The sequence below is a fragment of the Cyclobacterium salsum genome (assembly GCF_010119245.1).
GTDB lineage: Bacteria > Bacteroidota > Bacteroidia > Cytophagales > Cyclobacteriaceae > Cyclobacterium > Cyclobacterium salsum.
The window spans coordinates 114761-133921 of record NZ_WNKG01000001.1 but is presented as its reverse complement, the minus strand read 5'-3'; the positions used below and the strand labels follow the sequence as shown (position 1 = coordinate 133921).

Below are 19161 nucleotides of genomic sequence, written 5' to 3'. Positions count from 1 at the left end.
AAATTAACATGAAGGATATAAAATTAATACTTCTATTGACATTTTTGTTCGGGAATCTGACTTTTTGTACCAGCCGGTCCGATTCCAAAGAAGACGAGCAAAAGATGGATTCCCTGGATTCGGCCAACCCCATCAGCCCCGGGGCAGACAGGCCCCAGGTTTATTTGCCGAAATTAAAAGACAAACGGGTAGCCCTTGCCGTGAACCAGACCAGCGTTCTAACTCAAAAGCAGAACCAACATCTGGTTGATTTCTTGTTAGCGGAAGGAGTGGCTATTCAGAAGGTCTTTGTACCGGAGCACGGCTTTCGGGGAGATGCCGATGCCGGTGAAAAAGTAGAAAATCAAGTAGACCCTCAAACAGGTTTACCTTTAGTCTCTTTATATGGAGACGCTAAAAAACCATCCCGCGAAGCCTTGTCCGATGTGGATGTGGTGCTATTTGATATTCAGGATGTGGGCGTGCGGTTTTATACCTTTATCAGTACCTTGCATTACCTGATGGAAGCCTGCGCAGAGCAAGGAAAGCCTTTGATGATCATGGACCGTCCTAACCCTAATGGCGACTACGTGGACGGCCCCATATTACAGCCTGGATTTGAAAGTTTTGTCGGCATGCATCCCATTCCGGTCGTACACGGGCTCACGGTGGGTGAATTAGCCCAGATGATCAATGGAGAGGGTTGGCTTAAAAACGGGGTCCAGGCAGAGATAGATATCATTGAAATCGATCAATGGAAGCATTCGGAGCCTTATGCATTGCCCATAAAACCCTCCCCCAACCTTCCCAATGACCTTTCTATACGACTTTACCCCTCACTTTGCTATTTTGAAGGCACCAATATCAGTTTGGGAAGGGGAACCTTATTTCCTTTTCAGGTTTATGGCTATCCGGACCCAAAATTCGGTGACTTTACCTTCACCCCTGTAAGCATAGAGGGCATGTCAAAAAATCCCCCACAGCAAGACAAGCTTTGCTACGGCAAGGACCTCCGATCGGAACCGCTTTCCCATCAATTTACCCTGAAATACCTTCTGGAGGCCTATCGTATAGCGGATAATGGGCCCGCTTTTTTCAATACCTTTTTTGATAAACTGGCGGGAACGGATGCGTTGAGGAAAGCCATTTTGAATGGAGATAATGAAGCTGAAATCCGGGAGTCCTGGAAGGAAGAACTAGACCAATACCGTCGAATGAGAGCCAACTACCTGATTTACGAATAAGCCCAAGATGAAAAAAGCGCTTCGAATTATTTACATGGGCACACCTGACTTTGCGGTAGCCCCGCTGGAACTACTGATCAAAGAAGGTTGGAACATCGTGGCCATTATCACCGCGCTGGACAAGCCCCAGGGAAGAGGAAGAAAACCTAAATCCTCCCCGGTCAAGCTCCTGGCAGAGATGCACAGGATACCCGTACTTCAGCCCCCCAATTTAAAGAATGAGCAATTTTTGGAAACGTTAAAAAGCTTCCGGGCCGACCTGCAGGTAGTGGTGGCATTTCGGATGCTCCCGGAGGTAGTTTGGTCCATGCCTCCTCTGGGAACGTTTAACCTACATGCTTCCCTGCTACCGGATTACAGAGGTGCCGCACCGATCAATTGGGTCTTAATCAATGGGGAAAATAAAACGGGTGTCACCACTTTCTTTTTGCAGCAAGAAATTGATACCGGAAATGTACTCTTTCAGGAAGAAGAATCGATCTTACCGGAAGACAATGCCGGTAGTCTGCACGATAAACTGATGCAAAAGGGGGCCAAACTCGTCCTGAAAACGGTAGAAGCCATCGCTTTGGATACGGTGAATCCTAAACGTCAAGATCCCTCTAAATCCCTGCACCATGCACCAAAAATCTACCGTGAAACCTGTGAAATCAACTGGAAGCAGCCTGCATACGAAATACACAACCTGATCAGAGGTCTATCCCCCTATCCCACTGCCTGGTGCAAAATCGGTTCCAAAACATGCAAAATTTTCGACAGTGAGGTCCTGCAAAAAGAATCGGATCTGAACCCCGGGGAATACGCCACCGATAATCAAACCTACCTTCATTTTCAAACGGGAAAAGGGATGGTGGCCGTTCGTGAACTGCAGTTAGAGGGTAAAAAACGAATGAGAATTGCAGATTTCTTGCGAGGAAATCCGCTGACAAAAAGGGATGGAAACTCAGGAGGAACTGCGTAATAGTAGGATTTAACGACCCAAATAGCGTATATAGATAATGGCAATTCTATGGCTAGCGTAAAAATCGATTGATTTTCCAACGGTCATTAAACTTACCTGTTTTTACGCGGTCTAACTTTCTGAATGGTACCCTTAATAGATGCAAAACTTTTAGAGATGATAAAAACCCCAGAAACCCGGGACAAGGGGTATCGGGTGCTTATCGAAACCTATCAGAAACGAGTTTATGGCCTGGTTCGAAAAATGGTCATCATCCATGAAGACGCCGATGATGTGGTTCAGAATACCTTTATTAAAGCATTTAAAAACATCCATAAATTCAATCACAAATCCTCCCTGTTCACCTGGATTTACCGAATTGCTGTAAACGAAAGTCTGAATTTCCTGGAAAAGAAAAAAAGATGGACTTTTTTTTCAATGGAAGATCATCACGAAGTAATGGAGAGCTACCTGGACAAATCCCCTTTAGTAGATGGCGACGAAATACAGCGGAAACTACACAAAGCCATTATTCGCTTGCCGGAAAAACAACGATTGGTGTTTAATTTGAGGTACTTCGAAGAACTTCCTTATGAGGAAATCAGCAAGATGACCCAAACCAGTGTAGGTGGCCTGAAAGCGAGTTATCATCATGCTGTAAAAAAACTTGAAGAAATTCTGAAGGAGGAGTAAACCTTTGGGTAATAATTCTGTCTAAAACGTAGTATGAGCAAATTTCCAAAAGAAACAATACATAAGGTTCCGGAAAACTACTTTGAAAGTCTTCCAGATAAAATCCTGTCAAAAAGGAAACAACGGATCAAACAATTCTACCTTAGTGGGGTCGCAGCAGCGGCTGTTTGCATCATTGGTTTTTTCTTTCTGATGGTTCGTTCCACTGAGATTGAATGGGTAAATTATCAAGCTGAGATTAATGAAGATGTGGAATATTACATCAGTACGGGAGCTTGGAACGAAGAAGATGTGCTGCTATTGGCAGAAAATCCGAATGATTTGCTGGATGCAATTGCAGAAGAAGAGTGGAATTACCAACTTGGTGAAGAGGGGGAAGAATTGTTGTTGAATGAAATTTTGTATTGATATGAAATCGACACGATTAAAATCATCATTAAACACACAGGGCAATGATTATTTTAATCGTCAAAGATTCTCCCGATTTGGTATCGGGACAGGCAGGTGACCACTAAAAGACAATTAAAAACAGATGAAAAAATGGATCATTATAGTCCTTCTGGTTGGGTTTAGCCTTAACGGATATGGGCAGCGGGAAAGAAGTATAGATAGAGAAAAGCTGGATGCCGCAAGAGTGGCTTTTATTACTAATCGACTTTCGCTGACTCCGGATCAAGCAGAGCGATTCTGGCCGCTATTTAATGAATATCAGGAAAGCAGGGAAGAACTGATGCGGGATTTGCGCGGTATATCCAAAAAAGGGGAAGAGGAGTCGATCAGTAATGCCGAAGCGAGTCAATTGATTGAGCAGCGCTTTTCCTTGCAACAAGAATTGCTGAATCAGGAAAAAGAATTTATGGAAAAAGTGTCGGAAGCATTAACTCCGGTACAAGCTTTGCAATTAAATGAAGCAAATCGAGATTTTACACGCCATATATACCGGATGCAACGGAGGAACAGGGAGAAAAACCCACGGGAATAACCCAGCGACAACTAATAAACCAACGAAACCACCTTTTTACAAGGCATGGTAAACTACCTTAAGAACCGGCAATGAGCCGGTTTTTTTGGTTTATACCCAGTAATTTTTCTTTATTTGTACCATGCAGCAGGCAATATCACTAGTAGCATTAAATGAGCTGATAAAAAACACCCTCGACACGACGCTTTCTCCAACTTATTGGGTGATTGCCGAGATTGGCGAATTGAGGGAGGCTGTGAAAGGGCATGCCTACCTGGACCTCATTGAGAAATCCGAGGTGGGAATTTTGGCAAAAATCCGGGGAAATATCTGGTCTTATACCTATCAGGCAATTAAAAGAAAATTTGAAGCGGCCACGGGTACCCGTCTAAAGAGCGGAATGAAAATTCTGGCACTGGTAACGGTTCAGTTCCACGAACTCTATGGTATAAGCCTGGTGATAAAGGACATCGATCCAAATTTTTCTCTGGGGGAACGTGCTCGGCGAAGGCAGGAAATACTGGATCAGTTGAAATCGGAAGGACTATTGAATCTAAATAAGCAATTCGTGCTTCCAAAAGTAAGCCAGAAAATCGCTATAATAAGCTCCGTAACAGCGGCGGGTTACGGAGATTTTGTGAACCAGTTGGAACAAAATGCTAACGGATACCAGGTACACTATCGCTTTTTTCAGGCATCCATGCAAGGAAAGGAAGCCGCCAAAGAAATCATTCAGAGTATACAGCAGGTAGAAGCGCAGCAAATGAAAGCTCCTTTTGACCTGCTAGTACTTATCCGTGGTGGCGGTGCTCAAACCGATCTGGACTGCTTTGACGATTATGAACTGGCAAAAGCCATCGCCAACGCGGCCCTGCCCATTGTTACCGGAATTGGACACGAAAGGGACGAGTCCATAGCCGATATGGTAGCGCATACCCGATTGAAAACCCCTACTGCTGTTGCCAGCTTTATATTGTCGGGATTTCAGGAATACGAAGACATGGTACGTCGACAAATGCTTTTCGTCGAAAGATACGCTCAGAAGACCTTGAAGAAGAGCTCTGACAGCCTGTTGGGAAAAGTCCATTTGCTAAAAAGCCTCTTTCAGGGAAAAATTTCCGAAAAGAAAAACAACCTGGATCAATTTTCCCGGCAAACCCACCGGCTTTCACTACATGCGTTGGAAAAAATGTTTTTAAAGGTGGAGACCCGGCAACAATCCTTAAAAAGAGCCAGCCATTTTGGTATTCAAAAAGCGCAGAGCAGGTTGGACCAACATGAGAAAGCCATACAACGTGCAAACCCGGAGTTCCTGCTGGCGAGAGGCTATACCCGGACAGAAAAAGACGGAATGCCCATTCATAGAACCGATCTGAATCCAGGAGATAACATCGTCACATTTAGTCAGCAAAACATTATTGCATCTGAAATCAAAAGCATAAAGAAAAATGAGTAAGACCACGGAAAACCTCTCCTACGACGAGGCACTTTCAAGACTGGAAACCATCGTAGCCCAACTGGATGAACAGGATTTGGGCATGGACGAGCTTACCCGTTTGGTGCGGGAGGCCGGTTCCCTGGTCAAAACTTGCCGTAAAAAATTGAAAGCAACCGAGGAGGAGATAAGAAATTCATTTCTGGAGGAAGACCAACCGGAAGATTAATTCAGGAATTAAATCAGTTAAACTTTCCTGGAATTACGTTTGCGGTACATGGTATGTAATCCAAAAATAGTACATTTGCCGGAAGATAATCGGACCTTTTTTTCATGAACAAACCACCCAAAGAAGAGGCAGAAAAACAGATTGCCGCATTGGCGGAGACGATCAATCATCACAATCATTTGTATTATCAGGAAGACCGTTCCGAAATCAGTGATTTTGAGTTTGATCAGTTGTTGGAAAAACTTGTTTTTTTGGAGTCGCTTTATCCGGAGTTAAAACAACCGGATAGTCCTACCCAGCGCGTAGGAGGTACGATTACGAAAAACTTTGAAACTGCCACCCATGCAGTACGCATGCTGTCATTGGGAAACACGTATTCCAAGGAAGAGTTGGTTGCCTTCGATGAGCGGGTGGCGAAAGGGCTGGGACATCGGGATTTTGAGTACCTGTGTGAGTTGAAATTCGACGGAGTGGCGATAAGTCTGGTTTATGAAAATGGCCAATTGGTACGAGCCGTCACCCGGGGAGATGGATACAAAGGAGATGTGGTGACGGAAAACGTCAAAACCATTCGTACCGTCCCCTTGGTAATAAAAAAGGGAAAATCCCTCCCCCCCTACTTTGAAGTCCGGGGTGAAATATTTCTTTCCAGGAACGTTTTTGACAAGATCAATGATGAGCGTATTAGCCGGGGAGAAAATCCGCTGGCTAATCCCAGGAATGCTGCTTCCGGAACGCTCAAAATGCAGGATTCGTCAATTGTGGCAAAGAGGAGGCTGGACTGTTACCTTTATCAGTTGATAGCGGATGAACTCCCCATGAAGAAGCATGAAGAAGCCATTGATAACTTAACCAGCTGGGGCTTTAATGTCTCCCCTACTTTTAGGAAATGCGCTGGCCTGGAGGAAGTAATGACTTACATTGAAGAGTGGCGAGACAAGCGACAGCATCTTCCGGTAGAAACCGATGGAGTGGTCATCAAGGTCAATGATTACCGGCAGCAGGAAGAGCTGGGTTTTACGGCTAAAATTCCCAGGTGGGCCATCGCATTCAAATACAAAGCCGAAAGTGCAGAAGCAAGGTTGCTGTCAGTCACCTATCAGGTTGGGAGAACAGGAGCCATTACCCCGGTGGCTAACCTCTCTCCGGTTTCGTTGGCAGGGACCATTGTCAAAAGGGCTTCCTTGCACAATGCCAACGAAATTTTACGATTGGATTTGCATGAAGACGATGTGGTGCTGGTAGAAAAAGGAGGAGAAATAATACCCAAAATTACGGGCGTTGTACAGGAAAGAAGGTCTAACGACAGTATTCCCATCACCTATATCGATACCTGCCCCGAATGTGGGACGTCATTGGAAAGAAAAGACGGAGAGGCCAAGCATTTTTGTCCCAATGAGGACGGTTGTCCCCCGCAAATTTTGGGTAGAATCGAACACTTTGTATCTAAAAGGGCCATGGATATTGATTCCTTAGGCACTGAACGTTTACGCGCATTGATTCAGCAGGGCTACGTGTCCAATCCCGCCGATATTTATGACCTCCCCGACAAAAAACATGACCTGCTTGGTCTGGAAATTTCTGAAGAACAATATTCGAAAAGTAGCGACGGGTATTTGCTGGTCAGCATAAAAAAAGCCCTGTATGCCCTGGCCCAACAGGTTACCTTAAAAGATATTGAAGGCTTTCTCGATCAGAATACTTCCTTGAATCTGGTCGATAAGCTTTTGAATTTTGCCGAAATGGAGAAAGTCAAACCTGGAAGAGGAAAAGAGAATGCCTTGAGGCTGCAAAAATTGATTGATTTAGTGAGAAATCAGGTGTTTGATTCCGTACCGGATTTTGTGCCTGTTGCCTTTGTCCTGGCCAGCATCCTACCGGAAGGCACAGCTAACTTACCGAACCTCATCGCCCAATCTAAAAACAGGAGCAGTGTACATGATTTGTTAGTCCAGGGAAAACTGGAAATTCCGGAGGCAGCGGCGGAACAAATCAATAAGCTTAAAGGGAATACCTTTCAGGAAGGAGTTGTAACTAATATGATGGAAGGCATTCGGGTATCACTTAGCCAACCCTTTCCAAAAGTATTGTTTGCTCTGGGAATTCGGAATATCGGCGAAAATACAGCCGTCTTATTGGCAAAAAACTTTAAAAGTATCACGCATCTAATGGATGCTTCTGATCAGGAACTTCTGGCCATCAATGGCGTAGGAGAAACCCTGGTTCAAAGTATCCGGGAGTTTTTCAATAATGAAAAAAATGGAAAGATTATCCGACGATTGAAGGAAAAAGGACTTCAGTTTGAGTTGGAAGAATCAGGAATGCATCTGGAGAGCAGGGCATTGGCAGGAAAGAAAATCCTTGCCTCGGGACGTTTGAACCATTTCAAAAGGGATGAAATCATCGATTTTATCGAGTCCCATGGTGGCAGTTACGTGAAATCGGTATCCAAAAATCTGGATTTTATCGTTGAGGGAGAAGAAATGGGACCTAGTAAAAAGGAAAAAGCACTAAAGCTGGGCATTCCGTTGATTACAGAAGAAGCGTTTCTTGAAATTTGTAAAATATCATAAAAGTCTAAAAGAAAATAATGAAATGGATTAGGGAATATTTTGTGAAGAATGCTTTGGAAAAACCAAAGAAAAAGAAGGCCCAAAAGTCCATCTTATTGCATATAGAAAACATTAAAACCATCGCGATTTTAGGTAATAACAAGGATGAAATTGAGCAGATATCGGAAGTTATTCACCGGGACTTGAATAAGGAAATTAAAATTCTGGGTAATTATTACGATGAAAAATCGGAAGATCAACAGGCATTTTCCTACAAAGATTTCACACTAATTGGAAAACCAGGAGAAAAACTAAACCAATTACTTTCCCTTCGACCAGATTTGATTATTTTTACTTCTGAAAAGCTGAATTACTTTACCCTTTATCTGCTTCAATTACAATCAGCGTCTTACAGTATGGGTTTTTTTAGCGAGGAACTGAAACCTTACCTGGATCTGATGCTAAGTGAAGAAAAAAAAGATATACAATCGGGTACGGCATCATTGATTAAGTATTTAAAGCAGATCAACTAGCATAATGAAAAAGTTTAAAGGTACCGGTGTAGCGTTGGTGACCCCCTTTATGGAGGATGGTTCCATTGATTATCCTGCATTGGAGCGAGTAATCGAACACGTTATTCATGGGAACGTAGAATACCTGGTCGTTCAAGGCACAACAGGGGAATCTGCAACACTGTCGGAAACAGAAAAATCAGAAGCGCTTCGGTTTATTAAAAAAGTAAACCGACAAAGGCTTCCAATCGTTTATGGATTAGGAGGAAATAATACGCAAGCCATTATAAATGCCATGGAAGCAATCGATTTCTCAGAAATTGATGCCATATTATCCGTTAGTCCGTATTATAATAAACCCAGTCAAGAAGGGATTTTCTCCCACTACGAGGCCATTGCGGATCATTGTCCTGTTCCGGTAATTCTCTACAATGTTCCGGGAAGAACCATGTCGAACATAAACTACAAAACTACCCTTCGTCTTGCTAATCATCCTAATATAATAGGTATTAAAGAAGCAAGTGGAAACCTGGATCAATGCATGCGTATCGCGAAAAACAAGCCGGAGGACTTTTTATTACTTTCCGGTGATGACATGACCACTATATTTATGCGAAGTATCGGTGCTGAAGGGGTAATTTCCGTTTTAGCGAATGCCTATCCCGAGATAATTGGATCCATTATCCACGGAAACGCCACTTACTCAAAAAAGGGAACGTTTAGTTTACTGGAAATAAATCCATTGATGTACGAAGAAAGCAATCCTGTAGGCGTAAAATGCCTCATGGAAACGTTGGGCCTTTGTAGTGATTATGTTCGACTACCACTCCTTAGGGCTTCTGAAGACTTAAAAAGCAGGATTAATCTGGCTGCTGGTAATGTCAACCGCAAGCATTTCTATTCTCCCCACCTGGATTAAAAATCATTAAAAGGATAAAAAAAGGAACTCAAAATTGAGTTCCTTTTTTTTACCAGATTAAGAGTTTTTGATGTCTTGAACCTCTTTACGGATATCTTGAGCTAAATTTTTTAAATCCTGCATGCCTTTTCTTACCCTTGTACCAGCTGCTTGATTTTTCTTATCGTAAAACTTGTCAAAATCAGCTTCCAGCGACATGATAAGATCCTTGATTTCACTAAATCTGTTCATAATTAAAAGTTAATTTGGTTGATGATGAGATTAATTTTTGATTCAATATAGTTAAAATGTTTATAAATATACAGTCTAAGCGGTTTTTTCTCCTTTTATTCACCAAATGAAGTTGCCAATTCGGTGGTCTTATAGAATCCACTGCTCAACTTACCCTTTATGGCTTCAAATGCCGCGATCGTTTCCTTCACATCTTCAAGAGTATGCACTGATGTAGGAATTAACCTCAATATAATCATTCCTTTCGGAACCACAGGGTAAATCACTACTGAGCAGAAAATATTGTAATTCTCTCTTAAATCTTTACTCAGCGTAGCCGCCTCTCCCACCGTTCCATTAAGGACCACAGGAGTTACGGGTGAATTCGTCGTACCGATACTAAAGCCTTTTTCCTTCAGCCCACCTTGTAAGGCATGGACAACCTTCCACAAATTCTCCCTAAGTTCTGGTCGGGTTCTGAGTATTTCCAAGCGCTTCAAACCTCCTTCTACCATTATTAACGGCAAAGCTTTGGCAAATATTTGAGAACGCATGTTGTATTTCAAATAATGAATGACCTTAGCATCACCAGCAATAAATGCGCCAATACTGGCCATAGATTTGGCGAACGTAGAAAAATAAAGGTCTACTTGCTCTTGTACTCCTTGATCTTCACCACTTCCGGCTCCCGTCTTTCCCATGGTACCGAAGCCGTGCGCATCGTCTACCAATAAACGAAACTGGTATTTTTCCTTGTATTGGACAATTTCTTTGAGATTCCCCATATCCCCTGTCATCCCAAAGACTCCTTCTGTAATGACCAAAATGCCACCGCCAGATTCTTTGGTAAGCCTTTCCGCGCGTTTCAATTGCTTATCCAGGCTTTCCATGTCGTTATGTGGGAATACAAAACGCTTGCCCATATGCATTCGAAGGGCATCAATGATGCAGGCATGGCATTCACCATCATAAACGATCACATCCTTGCGATCTATCAGTGAATCGATCACGCTCATGATTCCCTGATAACCATAATTAAGTAAATAGGACTTTTCCTTTCCTACAAATTCAGCCAATTCATCTTCCAGCTTTTCATGTAAGTCAGTACTTCCTGACATTATTCGGGCACCCATGGGATAGGCGGCACCCCATTTTCGGGCAGCCTCTTCATCTGCCTTTCTTACCTCCGGATGATTGGCCAGCCCCAAATAATTATTCAAACTCCAAGTCAGTACTTCTTTTCCTTTAAATTTCATTCGGGGAGCTATTTCTCCCTCTAGCTTCGGAAAGGTGAAGTACCCTTCTGATATCTCGGAATGCTTTCCCAAAGGACCGAGGTTGGTGTTCAGTTTTTCAAATATATCCAATGTGCAAATACTTTTGATGTTCAACTATTAACTTTCGTTCTGGAATTCAAACCTCCAAAACTACTATTTTTAAGTGGTTTCCGCAAAATTACACCGATTTTTGGTTTCTTCTTTCTTTTGAAGCCACTTACTGGATTATTCCAAATAAGATTTAATAATTTTGTCCGGCTTGTTGGGAAAAAGCCAAAATTGTTTTTTAAATAATAAAAAAACAGGAAAGCGATCTTTCAGCTTTTCATTAGATCTTATGGAAATTAGAAACAAAACAATCGTTTTAGCATCAAAATCACCGAGAAGACAGCAGTTAATGAACGAAATGGGCTTTTCATTTACCATCAAAAACCTGGATGCGGACGAGTCCTTTTCAGAAAGCCTTGATCCAATGGTCGTGGCTGAATTTCTTGCCGAAAAAAAGGCAGATGCTTACCTACCCTATCTGTATGATGAGGAAGTTTTGATAACCGCCGACACTACTGTTATATATGAAAACCGAATATTCAATAAGCCAGCCAACGAGCAAGAGGCCCGGGAAATGCTTCTACTACTGCAGGGAAAAACCCATGAAGTAATCACCGGTGTGTGCATCCGCGACCTACAACATAAAATCGTTTTTTCAGACCGTACGCGAGTAGATCTTACGCCGCTCCAAGACATCGAAATCAATTACTACATTAAAGAATGTCAACCATTTGATAAAGCAGGTGGCTACGGCATCCAGGATTGGATCGGATTAATTGGCATTAGCAGCATCCAAGGTTCCTATTATACGGTCATGGGACTACCTGTGCACAAGGTTTATCAACACCTTAAAGCTACCTATGATTTACGATACTGAATCGTTTTTAGCGGTTAAGTGGAAATTTTTTTTGAAAACTCTTTTAGAATTTTGTCCACAGAGGTTTGTAGGTTTTTGCTTTTTTGTTTGGGTTTGTTGATTTCCCCAACGGCACTAATCCGCATCACCACTTTATCCTGCCTGGTATCGATAAAATCTACCACAAGCTCTCCCATATCGTAATTTTCCACCCTAAATCCGCTATTACCGAATCCATAGGGCATCATCCAGGGATTGTACATGCCCATTCCGTAATAAGGACTCATCATGGGTGTGGAATTAATCTCTTTCTGTCGGTCCGTTAGGTTGGTATTATACCGCACAATTAAATCCGGTTTTTCCATATCCTGCTCAAAACCAAAGGATTTCATGCCTTCCGTAAGCCTGTACTGAAGGTTATCCTCCAATACCGGGGATTCAAAGGCTACTTTGTCATAATATTGATTGATTACAAAAAAGGTTTGATAACCTTCAATGCTGGCCACTTCATTTTTCTCCAAAAATACCCGCACCGGACTGCAAGAAGCAATCCACATCAAAGCGGATACCATCACTATACTGAACGTAAATTTCATAATCTGTTCCTTAATTTTTATCTTCAAGACGAAAATCAAATCAAAAATGTTGTGCTAAATCGGATAAAATGATCCTTTTTAATGTATTACAGCTACGGAAATAATAACCCAAAAAATAATCCATAAATCCTTTTGAGTGATGGTAAAAGCCTGGGACATTAACTGCGATTTGGGTGAAGGAATGCAGAACGACGACCTAATCATGCCCTATTTGGGGAGTTGCAATATCGCTTGTGGTGGCCATGCGGGTGACGAAGGGAGTATACGTAAAACGGTGAAATTGGCCAAAAAACACCTGGTAAAAGTGGGTGCCCATCCCTCCTATCCGGACAGGGAAAATTTTGGAAGAGCTCCCCTTGCAATTGATTTTGAAAGGTTGGAAAAGAGCCTCTCGGCTCAAATTCATGCGGTGAAACGAGCGGCAGAGGAAAGGCGCATACCCTTGCACCATATTAAATTTCATGGTGCCTTATACCTGGAAAGCCTTAGCAATGGCATTCTGGCGGAGAAATTGGTTCAATTCATACAGCAGGAATTTCCAGGTAAAAAAATTTATGCCCCGTTCGGCTCTGCCATTGCCAGGGCTGCCGAACGTAAAAAGGTACCCATTGCCTACGAAATTTTTGCTGACCGGGGCTATCAATCCCCCGTTCAATTGTTGAGCAGGAAGGATCCGAAGGCTGTTTTGATGACTTTATCCGAAATTGAGCAACAAGTTTCCCTTTTTCTGGCAGGACAGCAGGTAAAGACATGGGATGGAAGCTGCTTGCCCATCAAAGCAGACACGATCTGTGTACATGGAGATCATCCGTTGGCAGTGGAAATAGTAACGTTAGTAGCCCGAAAAATTAGCGAAACCAAAAATCTATGAATCATCCCGTTCAGATTATTCCCATCAGTCCCGAAATCCTGGAAATACACTGGCCAGAAAAAATCAGTGAACCTATTTTATTTGAGATTTTGACTACTAAGCACTATTTAAATGAAAAATGGCCCGGTAAAATCCATCGCATGTATCATGGGTATCAAGTCTTGGGGATAGTGTTAATAGAGGGACAAGATTTAGCACCCTGTATCAGCGAGTTGTATGCCGTTCTGAGAGAAACCCTTCAATCCGGATATAATCCTTCGGAATTCAGGACCTGGAAACTACCAGTTTGCTACGACTTAAAGTTGGTTCCAGCACTCAAATGCTACCTTGATAAGAAGTCCATTGAATGGGGCGATTTTGTAGAGATGCACACAGAAAATAGCTACCGCTTGTATTTCTACGGTTTTTTACCGGGATTTATGTACCTGGGGGGCCTGGTAGAGCGACTTCATATTCCAAGAAAGGCCATTCCCGATCGAAAAATCCCTTGCGGTTCGGTAGCCATCGGGGGAAGTCAAACGGGCGTTTACCCCATGGATAGTCCCGGTGGGTGGTACGTAGTTGGCAAAACGCCCATCCCCTTTTTTGGTAAAGGTGAGTTAAGGGTTCCGTTTCGTCCGGGAGATGCCATCCAATTCGAATCCATTTCCCTATCCCGTTTTAACCAGTTAACGCAAAAAGAAAATTTTTCCTGGAAAAAATGGGAGGAAAATGGCTAAGCTAATAGTAGAAAAACCAGGTGTTCTGACCACCATTCAGGATCTGGGTAGGCCTGTTTATACTGGATTAGGTGTGCCCCTGTCGGGACCGATGGACAAAAAATCCTTTTTACTTGCCAATCATTTAATGCGAAAGGCCCCTGCTGATGCTTGCCTGGAGATCTATATGGGTAATCTGGAAATGGTCTTTGACACCGCCTGCCAGGTGGTTCTAACCGGAGCCTCTGTCGAAATTAGCTGCGGAAACAAATCCTATCTCACCAATGAAATCATACAGGTGCCGAAAGCAGAAAAACTGACCCTATCCGGTTTTAAAAATGGCCAATGGGCCTACCTGGCGATCAATGGATCTTTTCTTTCCGAAAACATTATGGGTAGCCAAAGCTTTTATCCAGGAATAACGGAAAAGAGCAGGATAAATTCCGGGGAGGAAGTTCATTATCAGGTTGCCGAAAAAAGCCTACCACTTTTGCATGCAAAGGTAAAATCAAGCGTATTCACCAATTTCAACGACCTACCTGCCTATAAGGGACCATCGTTTCCCCTGCTTTCACCCGATCAACAAAACCGGTTAAAAACCGGCACCTTCACCCTCTCTAGGGAGCAAAACCGGATGGGGATCCATCTGGAAGAAAAAATCAAGCATTCACTACAAGAAATGATAACGACCCCTGTTTACCCAGGTACAGTTCAAGTAACCTCCGCTGGTAAATTAATTGTATTGATGTTGGATGCTCAGGTAACAGGTGGTTACCACCGGGTATTACAGCTACCACAGCGGGCAATAGGAACCCTTTCCCAATTAAGGCCTGGTGAAAAACTCCGGTTTCAGTTGATTGACTTGCCGGAATGAGGTTTTTAACCGTAAGTAAAGGAATACTTCGTCGAAATTTGGATTTTTTAATATCCTATTTTTTAAAAATTAATGATGAAAATCATTTATAGGATTAAAATATTACCCTTAATTTTGATTTTTATTTATTTATTTGATAATATTGATATGAAATTCAACCCAGCCAACTCAGCAACATTTCAATAAGCCCATTTCAACCGAATCCGATTACCACTTTAACCACATTGAAATGATTGAGCCAAGAAGGGATTTTATCCGAAAAGTGGGGCTTGTTGCCCTGGGAGCAAGCTGTTTCAGCAATAGTATGGCGGCAGCCCCCCTGGTCAATAAAGGCAACTTTGAAATCCTGAAGAAACTACGATTGCCGGAGGTAAAAGTTTCCTCTTCGCGGGTAATAAAAGAGAGCGTTGGTTTGAGGCCTTTTCGCCGATCTGGTCCCAGAATAGAAGCACAGGAACTAGGAAATAAATTACTGATCCACAATTATGGACATGGTGGAAGCGGGTGGTCCTTATCCTGGGGTTCCGCCATGCTTGCCTGTGAATTAGTCCCTAAAGATCCCGATTTAAAAAAAATCGGGGTAATGGGTTGTGGGGTATTGGGACTTTCCACAGCCAGAACACTACAAAAAAAGGGCTACCAGGTAACCATTTACACCAAAGATGTCTACCCAAACGTGACCTCTGCCATGGCAACCGGCACCTGGTCTCCTTCGCATAAGTTAATTGACAACGATAAAATTACTGAAGAATTCCGAGAGAAATTCCAAAGGGCCTATTACCATTCTTATTACACCTATCAGCGGATGCTGGGATTGAATCAGGTGGTAGACTGGATGGATAATTACAGTATTAGAACAGGTAATCGTACTAATACGCAGGACAAGCCAGCTGTTCCTCGCCTTAAGGACGGGCTGATAACAGAAGAAATGGATTTTTATCCGAAAGGAGAAGCACTATCCCGAAGGGAAAATCCATTTAGATTCAAAAATGTCACGAAAAACCCTACTACCATTTTCAATATTCCTTCCTACTTGAAAATGCTCTCCAATGATTTTTTACTAACAGGAGGAAAACTTGAAATAAAAGAATTTAACCGGATAGAAGACGTCGATTCCTTGCCGGAAAAATGCATCGTAAACTGCACCGGACTGGGATCCATGAAACTATTTGGCGATGAAGACATGCTTCCGGTTTCGGGTCAGTTATGTTTCCTCATTCCCCAACCGGAATTAAACTACAGGGCAAATATGTCCGGGGTGTATGTCATTCCAAGAAGGGATGGCATCATGTTAGGCGGGAATCACATTGAAGGTAATTGGGATACCCGTCCTGATCCGGCCGTTAAAGATAAATTTCTATCAACCGTTGAAGCGATGATGGAAAGACTTAAGGGGTAAAAAAAGAGAGGAAACCCCAGGTTGGGGCCCGGAGCTTCCTCAGATTGAACTTAGCCACTAACAACTAATTCATTTCAAATCTATGAAAAATTTATTGAAAAACCATTTTTTAAGTCTGCGAGTGTTGGTAATGAAGCCATTACCACCTATTTTATTTTTAAACAAAAGAGTAGGGTTATTTTGGAATACCTGCGACGCTCAAGACGCATTCACTTTCACAGAGATTTCATCGGGGTAATTGCTATTTTGGAATTACAACTTTTATTTTTATAGCTGACTAACCCTAAATGAAATGATCGTATTAAAAAATCCACTACTCGTTGGACTACTGTTTTGCTTCTTTTCGCAACTCCAGGCACTGCATGCTCAGGGCACGGTGCGCCAAAGCGAAGACTCGTCCACCCTCTCCGAAATAACCCGGGAGATGGAGAAAATGCCGGGTTTAATTGACCTTTACTGGGATTCTGAGAAAGGGAAAGTATGGATGGCCATTCCCAATGATGAACAAGAATTACTTTACTACCCGTCTCTGGCTTCCGGACTCGGCTCTAATGATATTGGGCTTGATAGAGGAAGAGTAGCCGGAGCGCATGTCATCCGGTTTGTTCCTGTGGGAGATAAACTGCTGATGCAAGCCGAAAATTATAAGTACAGGGCTTCTTCATCCAACCCCATGGAAAAGCAAGCTGTAAAAGAATCATTTGCCTCCTCCGTATTGTGGGGATTCAAAATAACGGCTAAGGATACTAACCGGATACTGGTAGATGGCACGGATTTCTTTTTACAGGATGCCATTCAGGCAGCAGGCGCCATCAAACGTTCGGGACAGGGCACCTATAAAATAGATCCTTCCCGATCGGCCCTTTACAGGCCAAACACTAAAAGTTTTCCAAAAAACACCGAAATTGAGGCGAGCGTCACCTTTACCGGGGACCAACCTGGAAATTTTATACGGCAAATCGTTCCGGATCCCAACGCCATCCAGTTACATATCCACCATTCCTTTGTGGCTTTGCCGGATCCTGGTTTTGAAATCCGGACTTTTGACCCCAGGGCCGGGGTGAATGGTCTCAGTTATTACGATTATTCAACACCCGTGGACCAGAACCTTGAAAAAAGGATCCTTCGAAGACATCGTCTGGTGAAAAGAAATCCGGAGGCAGCCATTAGTGAGGTAGAGCATCCCATTGTTTACTACATAGATCCCGGCACCCCTGAGCCCATTCGTACCGCATTAATGGACGGAACGGCCTGGTGGGCTGAAGCCTTTGAAGCTGCCGGATTCAAGGATGCCTTTCAGGTCAAATTACTTCCTGAAGATGCCGATCCAATGGATGTCAGGTACCATCTGGTGCAATGGGTCCACCGATCTAGCAGAGGTTGGTCCTATGGTGGCGGAGTGACGGATCCCCGAACCGGAGAAATCATAAAAGGAAAGGTCACCCTGGGTTCTTTACGGGTACGCCAGGATTACCTGATCGCACAGGCACTGGCTGGAAATTTCGATACCACCAACCCTGATAATGAAGTGATGATGGATCTGGCATTGGCCCGGATGAGACAGTTAGCTGCTCATGAAGTGGGCCATACGTTGGGATTGCCCCATAATTACATCGCCAGTGCCAAAGGAAGGACGTCGGTAATGGATTACCCTCACCCCACCCTTTCACTAAATAACGGTGTCATTGATCTTTCAAATGCCTATGCCGAAGGCATCGGAAGCTGGGATATTGCGGCAATTAAAATGGCCTACAGCACCATTCCCACCGGCATGGATGAGCAGAAAGCTTTTGACCAATGGGTCCGGGAGTATCGGGAAGAAGGGTTGGATTTTCTCTCTGACCAGGATGCGAGGCCGGCTGGATCGGCTCATCCGGAAACGCACCTATGGGACAATGGAAACGACCCGGTTGAGGAACTACAAAACACCCTGGAAATTCGAAAAATTGCCCTGGAAGATTTTGGACCAAAAAACATTCCTACAGGAACGCCCCTGGCCAAACTCGAAGAGCTGTTGGTTCCCCTCTATCTTCTACACCGATACCAGGTAGAGGCTGCCGCAAAAGTAATCGGAGGGGTTAGGTATGGGTATGCTTTGAAAGGAGATTCTATGGAAGACCAGCAGGTAGTCCCTCGCGACAAGCAATTGGAGGCCCTGAATCAATTGCTTCGCACGTTGGAACCCTCCACCCTAACCCTCCCGGTGGCAATTCTGGAGCAACTTCCTCCAAGGCCTTTTGGCTATAATCCGGATTCGAGAGAAGTTTTTAAAAGACATACAGGTCTGGTATTCGATCCCATCGCCCCTGCAGAAATTGCTGCCCATCACACCTTATCCTTTCTCTTTCATCCGGAGAGAGCATCCCGCCTGATAAGTCAAAGCGCCCTGGATAATAATCAACTTCGATTGGAAGAATACCTTGATCTTATATTGGAAGCTACCTGGAAAACCACGGCCGGAACAAGCTATCAGGCAGAGATCAAGCGTTCGGTAGACAAATTGATACTTCAACATTTAATGGAATTAGCCACACAACCTGCAGGCAGCTCACAAGTGAGCGCCATTGCTTTAGCCAAAACAGAGGAATTAAAGGACTGGATACTGGAGCAGCGTACCAGGGATTTTGCGCAAAAGGCTCATCTGGATTATTGCCTGGATCAATTGGAAAAATTTAAATTAAATCCGGAGGATAAAATCACGATTCTGGAACCCTTACCAGCTCCTGCGGGAGCACCCATCGGACAAATGGAGGCAAATGGAATGTCCTCCTGCTTCTATTACTAAATCTGTTTTCAGGTATTAACTAGGGTTAATTTTTTTATCTACAATAAGTTGGAAAGGAAAAGAGGAGGTAGGTTACCTCCTCC

The 19161-nt window shown here is 43.4% G+C and carries 19 protein-coding genes; 16 read left to right on the top strand and 3 right to left on the bottom strand.

Annotated elements, in window-relative coordinates:
• The first annotated feature begins 8 nt into the window (after positions 1-8).
• From GJS45_RS00485 to dapA, 10 genes are all read left to right on the top strand, one after another.
• Positions 9-1223, top strand: coding sequence for an exo-beta-N-acetylmuramidase NamZ family protein (locus GJS45_RS00485; protein ID WP_162339491.1), 1215 nt, complete (start codon positions 9-11; stop codon positions 1221-1223).
• 7 nt (positions 1224-1230) lie between these two features.
• The gene (fmt, locus tag GJS45_RS00480; RefSeq protein WP_162339490.1) at positions 1231-2184 is read left to right on the top strand and encodes a methionyl-tRNA formyltransferase; all 954 of its coding nucleotides are present in this window, start codon (positions 1231-1233) and stop codon (positions 2182-2184) included.
• Positions 2185-2307: 123 nt separating this feature from the next.
• Positions 2308-2856: an RNA polymerase sigma factor gene (locus tag GJS45_RS00475; RefSeq protein ID WP_162339489.1), complete on the top strand. Its 549-nt coding sequence runs from the start codon at positions 2308-2310 to the stop codon at positions 2854-2856.
• A gap of 33 nt (positions 2857-2889) precedes the next feature.
• Positions 2890-3264: a hypothetical protein gene (locus tag GJS45_RS00470; RefSeq protein ID WP_162339488.1), complete on the top strand. Its 375-nt coding sequence runs from the start codon at positions 2890-2892 to the stop codon at positions 3262-3264.
• Between the two features lie 124 nt (positions 3265-3388).
• Positions 3389-3838, top strand: a complete 450-nt coding sequence (locus GJS45_RS00465) for a Spy/CpxP family protein refolding chaperone (protein ID WP_162339487.1) — start codon at positions 3389-3391, stop codon at positions 3836-3838.
• 121 nt (positions 3839-3959) lie between these two features.
• Positions 3960-5273 (top strand): exodeoxyribonuclease VII large subunit, encoded by a 1314-nt coding sequence (gene xseA, locus GJS45_RS00460; protein WP_162339486.1) that lies wholly within the window; start codon positions 3960-3962, stop codon positions 5271-5273.
• Entirely contained in the window at positions 5266-5481 is a 216-nt protein-coding gene (gene xseB, locus GJS45_RS00455) for an exodeoxyribonuclease VII small subunit (protein ID WP_162339485.1), read from the top strand. Before xseA ends, xseB begins: the two co-directional genes overlap by 8 nt.
• Before the next feature lie 104 nt (positions 5482-5585).
• Complete coding sequence (ligA, locus tag GJS45_RS00450) at positions 5586-8054, top strand: NAD-dependent DNA ligase LigA (RefSeq protein WP_162339484.1); 2469 nt, start codon at positions 5586-5588, stop codon at positions 8052-8054.
• 17 nt (positions 8055-8071) lie between these two features.
• Positions 8072-8566 (top strand): DUF6913 domain-containing protein, encoded by a 495-nt coding sequence (locus GJS45_RS00445; protein WP_162339483.1) that lies wholly within the window; start codon positions 8072-8074, stop codon positions 8564-8566.
• 4 nt (positions 8567-8570) lie between these two features.
• Complete coding sequence (gene dapA, locus GJS45_RS00440) at positions 8571-9464, top strand: 4-hydroxy-tetrahydrodipicolinate synthase (RefSeq protein ID WP_162339482.1); 894 nt, start codon at positions 8571-8573, stop codon at positions 9462-9464.
• Between the two features lie 57 nt (positions 9465-9521).
• Here the strand turns inward: dapA and GJS45_RS00435 are convergent, their stop codons facing one another.
• Positions 9522-9695 carry a histone H1 gene (locus tag GJS45_RS00435; protein WP_202927860.1) on the bottom strand — a complete coding sequence of 58 codons (174 nt, stop codon included), beginning with the start codon at positions 9693-9695 and terminating at the stop codon, positions 9522-9524.
• 95 nt (positions 9696-9790) lie between these two features.
• Entirely contained in the window at positions 9791-11041 is a 1251-nt protein-coding gene (locus GJS45_RS00430; RefSeq protein WP_162339481.1) for an aminotransferase class I/II-fold pyridoxal phosphate-dependent enzyme, read from the bottom strand.
• Between the two features lie 247 nt (positions 11042-11288).
• Between GJS45_RS00430 and GJS45_RS00425 the strand changes: the two genes are divergently transcribed.
• Entirely contained in the window at positions 11289-11876 is a 588-nt protein-coding gene (locus tag GJS45_RS00425) for a Maf family nucleotide pyrophosphatase (RefSeq protein WP_162339480.1), read from the top strand.
• Positions 11877-11890: 14 nt separating this feature from the next.
• Here GJS45_RS00425 and GJS45_RS00420 read toward each other — a convergent pair whose 3' ends face one another.
• Complete coding sequence (locus tag GJS45_RS00420) at positions 11891-12451, bottom strand: DUF4136 domain-containing protein (RefSeq protein WP_162339479.1); 561 nt, start codon at positions 12449-12451, stop codon at positions 11891-11893.
• A 139-nt stretch (positions 12452-12590) separates the two neighbouring features.
• On the opposite strand from GJS45_RS00420, the gene GJS45_RS00415 reads away from it, so the two are divergent.
• The 5 genes from GJS45_RS00415 to GJS45_RS00395 all read left to right on the top strand — a co-directional run bounded on the left by GJS45_RS00415 (position 12591) and on the right by GJS45_RS00395 (position 19078).
• On the top strand, positions 12591-13322 hold the full coding sequence (locus tag GJS45_RS00415; protein WP_162339478.1) for a LamB/YcsF family protein: 732 nt from the start codon (positions 12591-12593) through the stop codon (positions 13320-13322).
• The gene (locus GJS45_RS00410; RefSeq protein ID WP_162339477.1) at positions 13319-14041 is read left to right on the top strand and encodes a 5-oxoprolinase subunit B family protein; all 723 of its coding nucleotides are present in this window, start codon (positions 13319-13321) and stop codon (positions 14039-14041) included. Before GJS45_RS00415 ends, GJS45_RS00410 begins: the two co-directional genes overlap by 4 nt.
• Positions 14034-14894, top strand: coding sequence for a 5-oxoprolinase subunit C family protein (locus GJS45_RS00405; protein ID WP_162339476.1), 861 nt, complete (start codon positions 14034-14036; stop codon positions 14892-14894). Before GJS45_RS00410 ends, GJS45_RS00405 begins: the two co-directional genes overlap by 8 nt.
• 229 nt (positions 14895-15123) lie before the next feature.
• On the top strand, positions 15124-16293 hold the full coding sequence (locus GJS45_RS00400) for an FAD-dependent oxidoreductase (protein WP_162339475.1): 1170 nt from the start codon (positions 15124-15126) through the stop codon (positions 16291-16293).
• A 292-nt stretch (positions 16294-16585) separates the two neighbouring features.
• Entirely contained in the window at positions 16586-19078 is a 2493-nt protein-coding gene (locus tag GJS45_RS00395; protein WP_162339474.1) for a zinc-dependent metalloprotease, read from the top strand.
• Positions 19079-19161 lie beyond the last annotated feature (83 nt).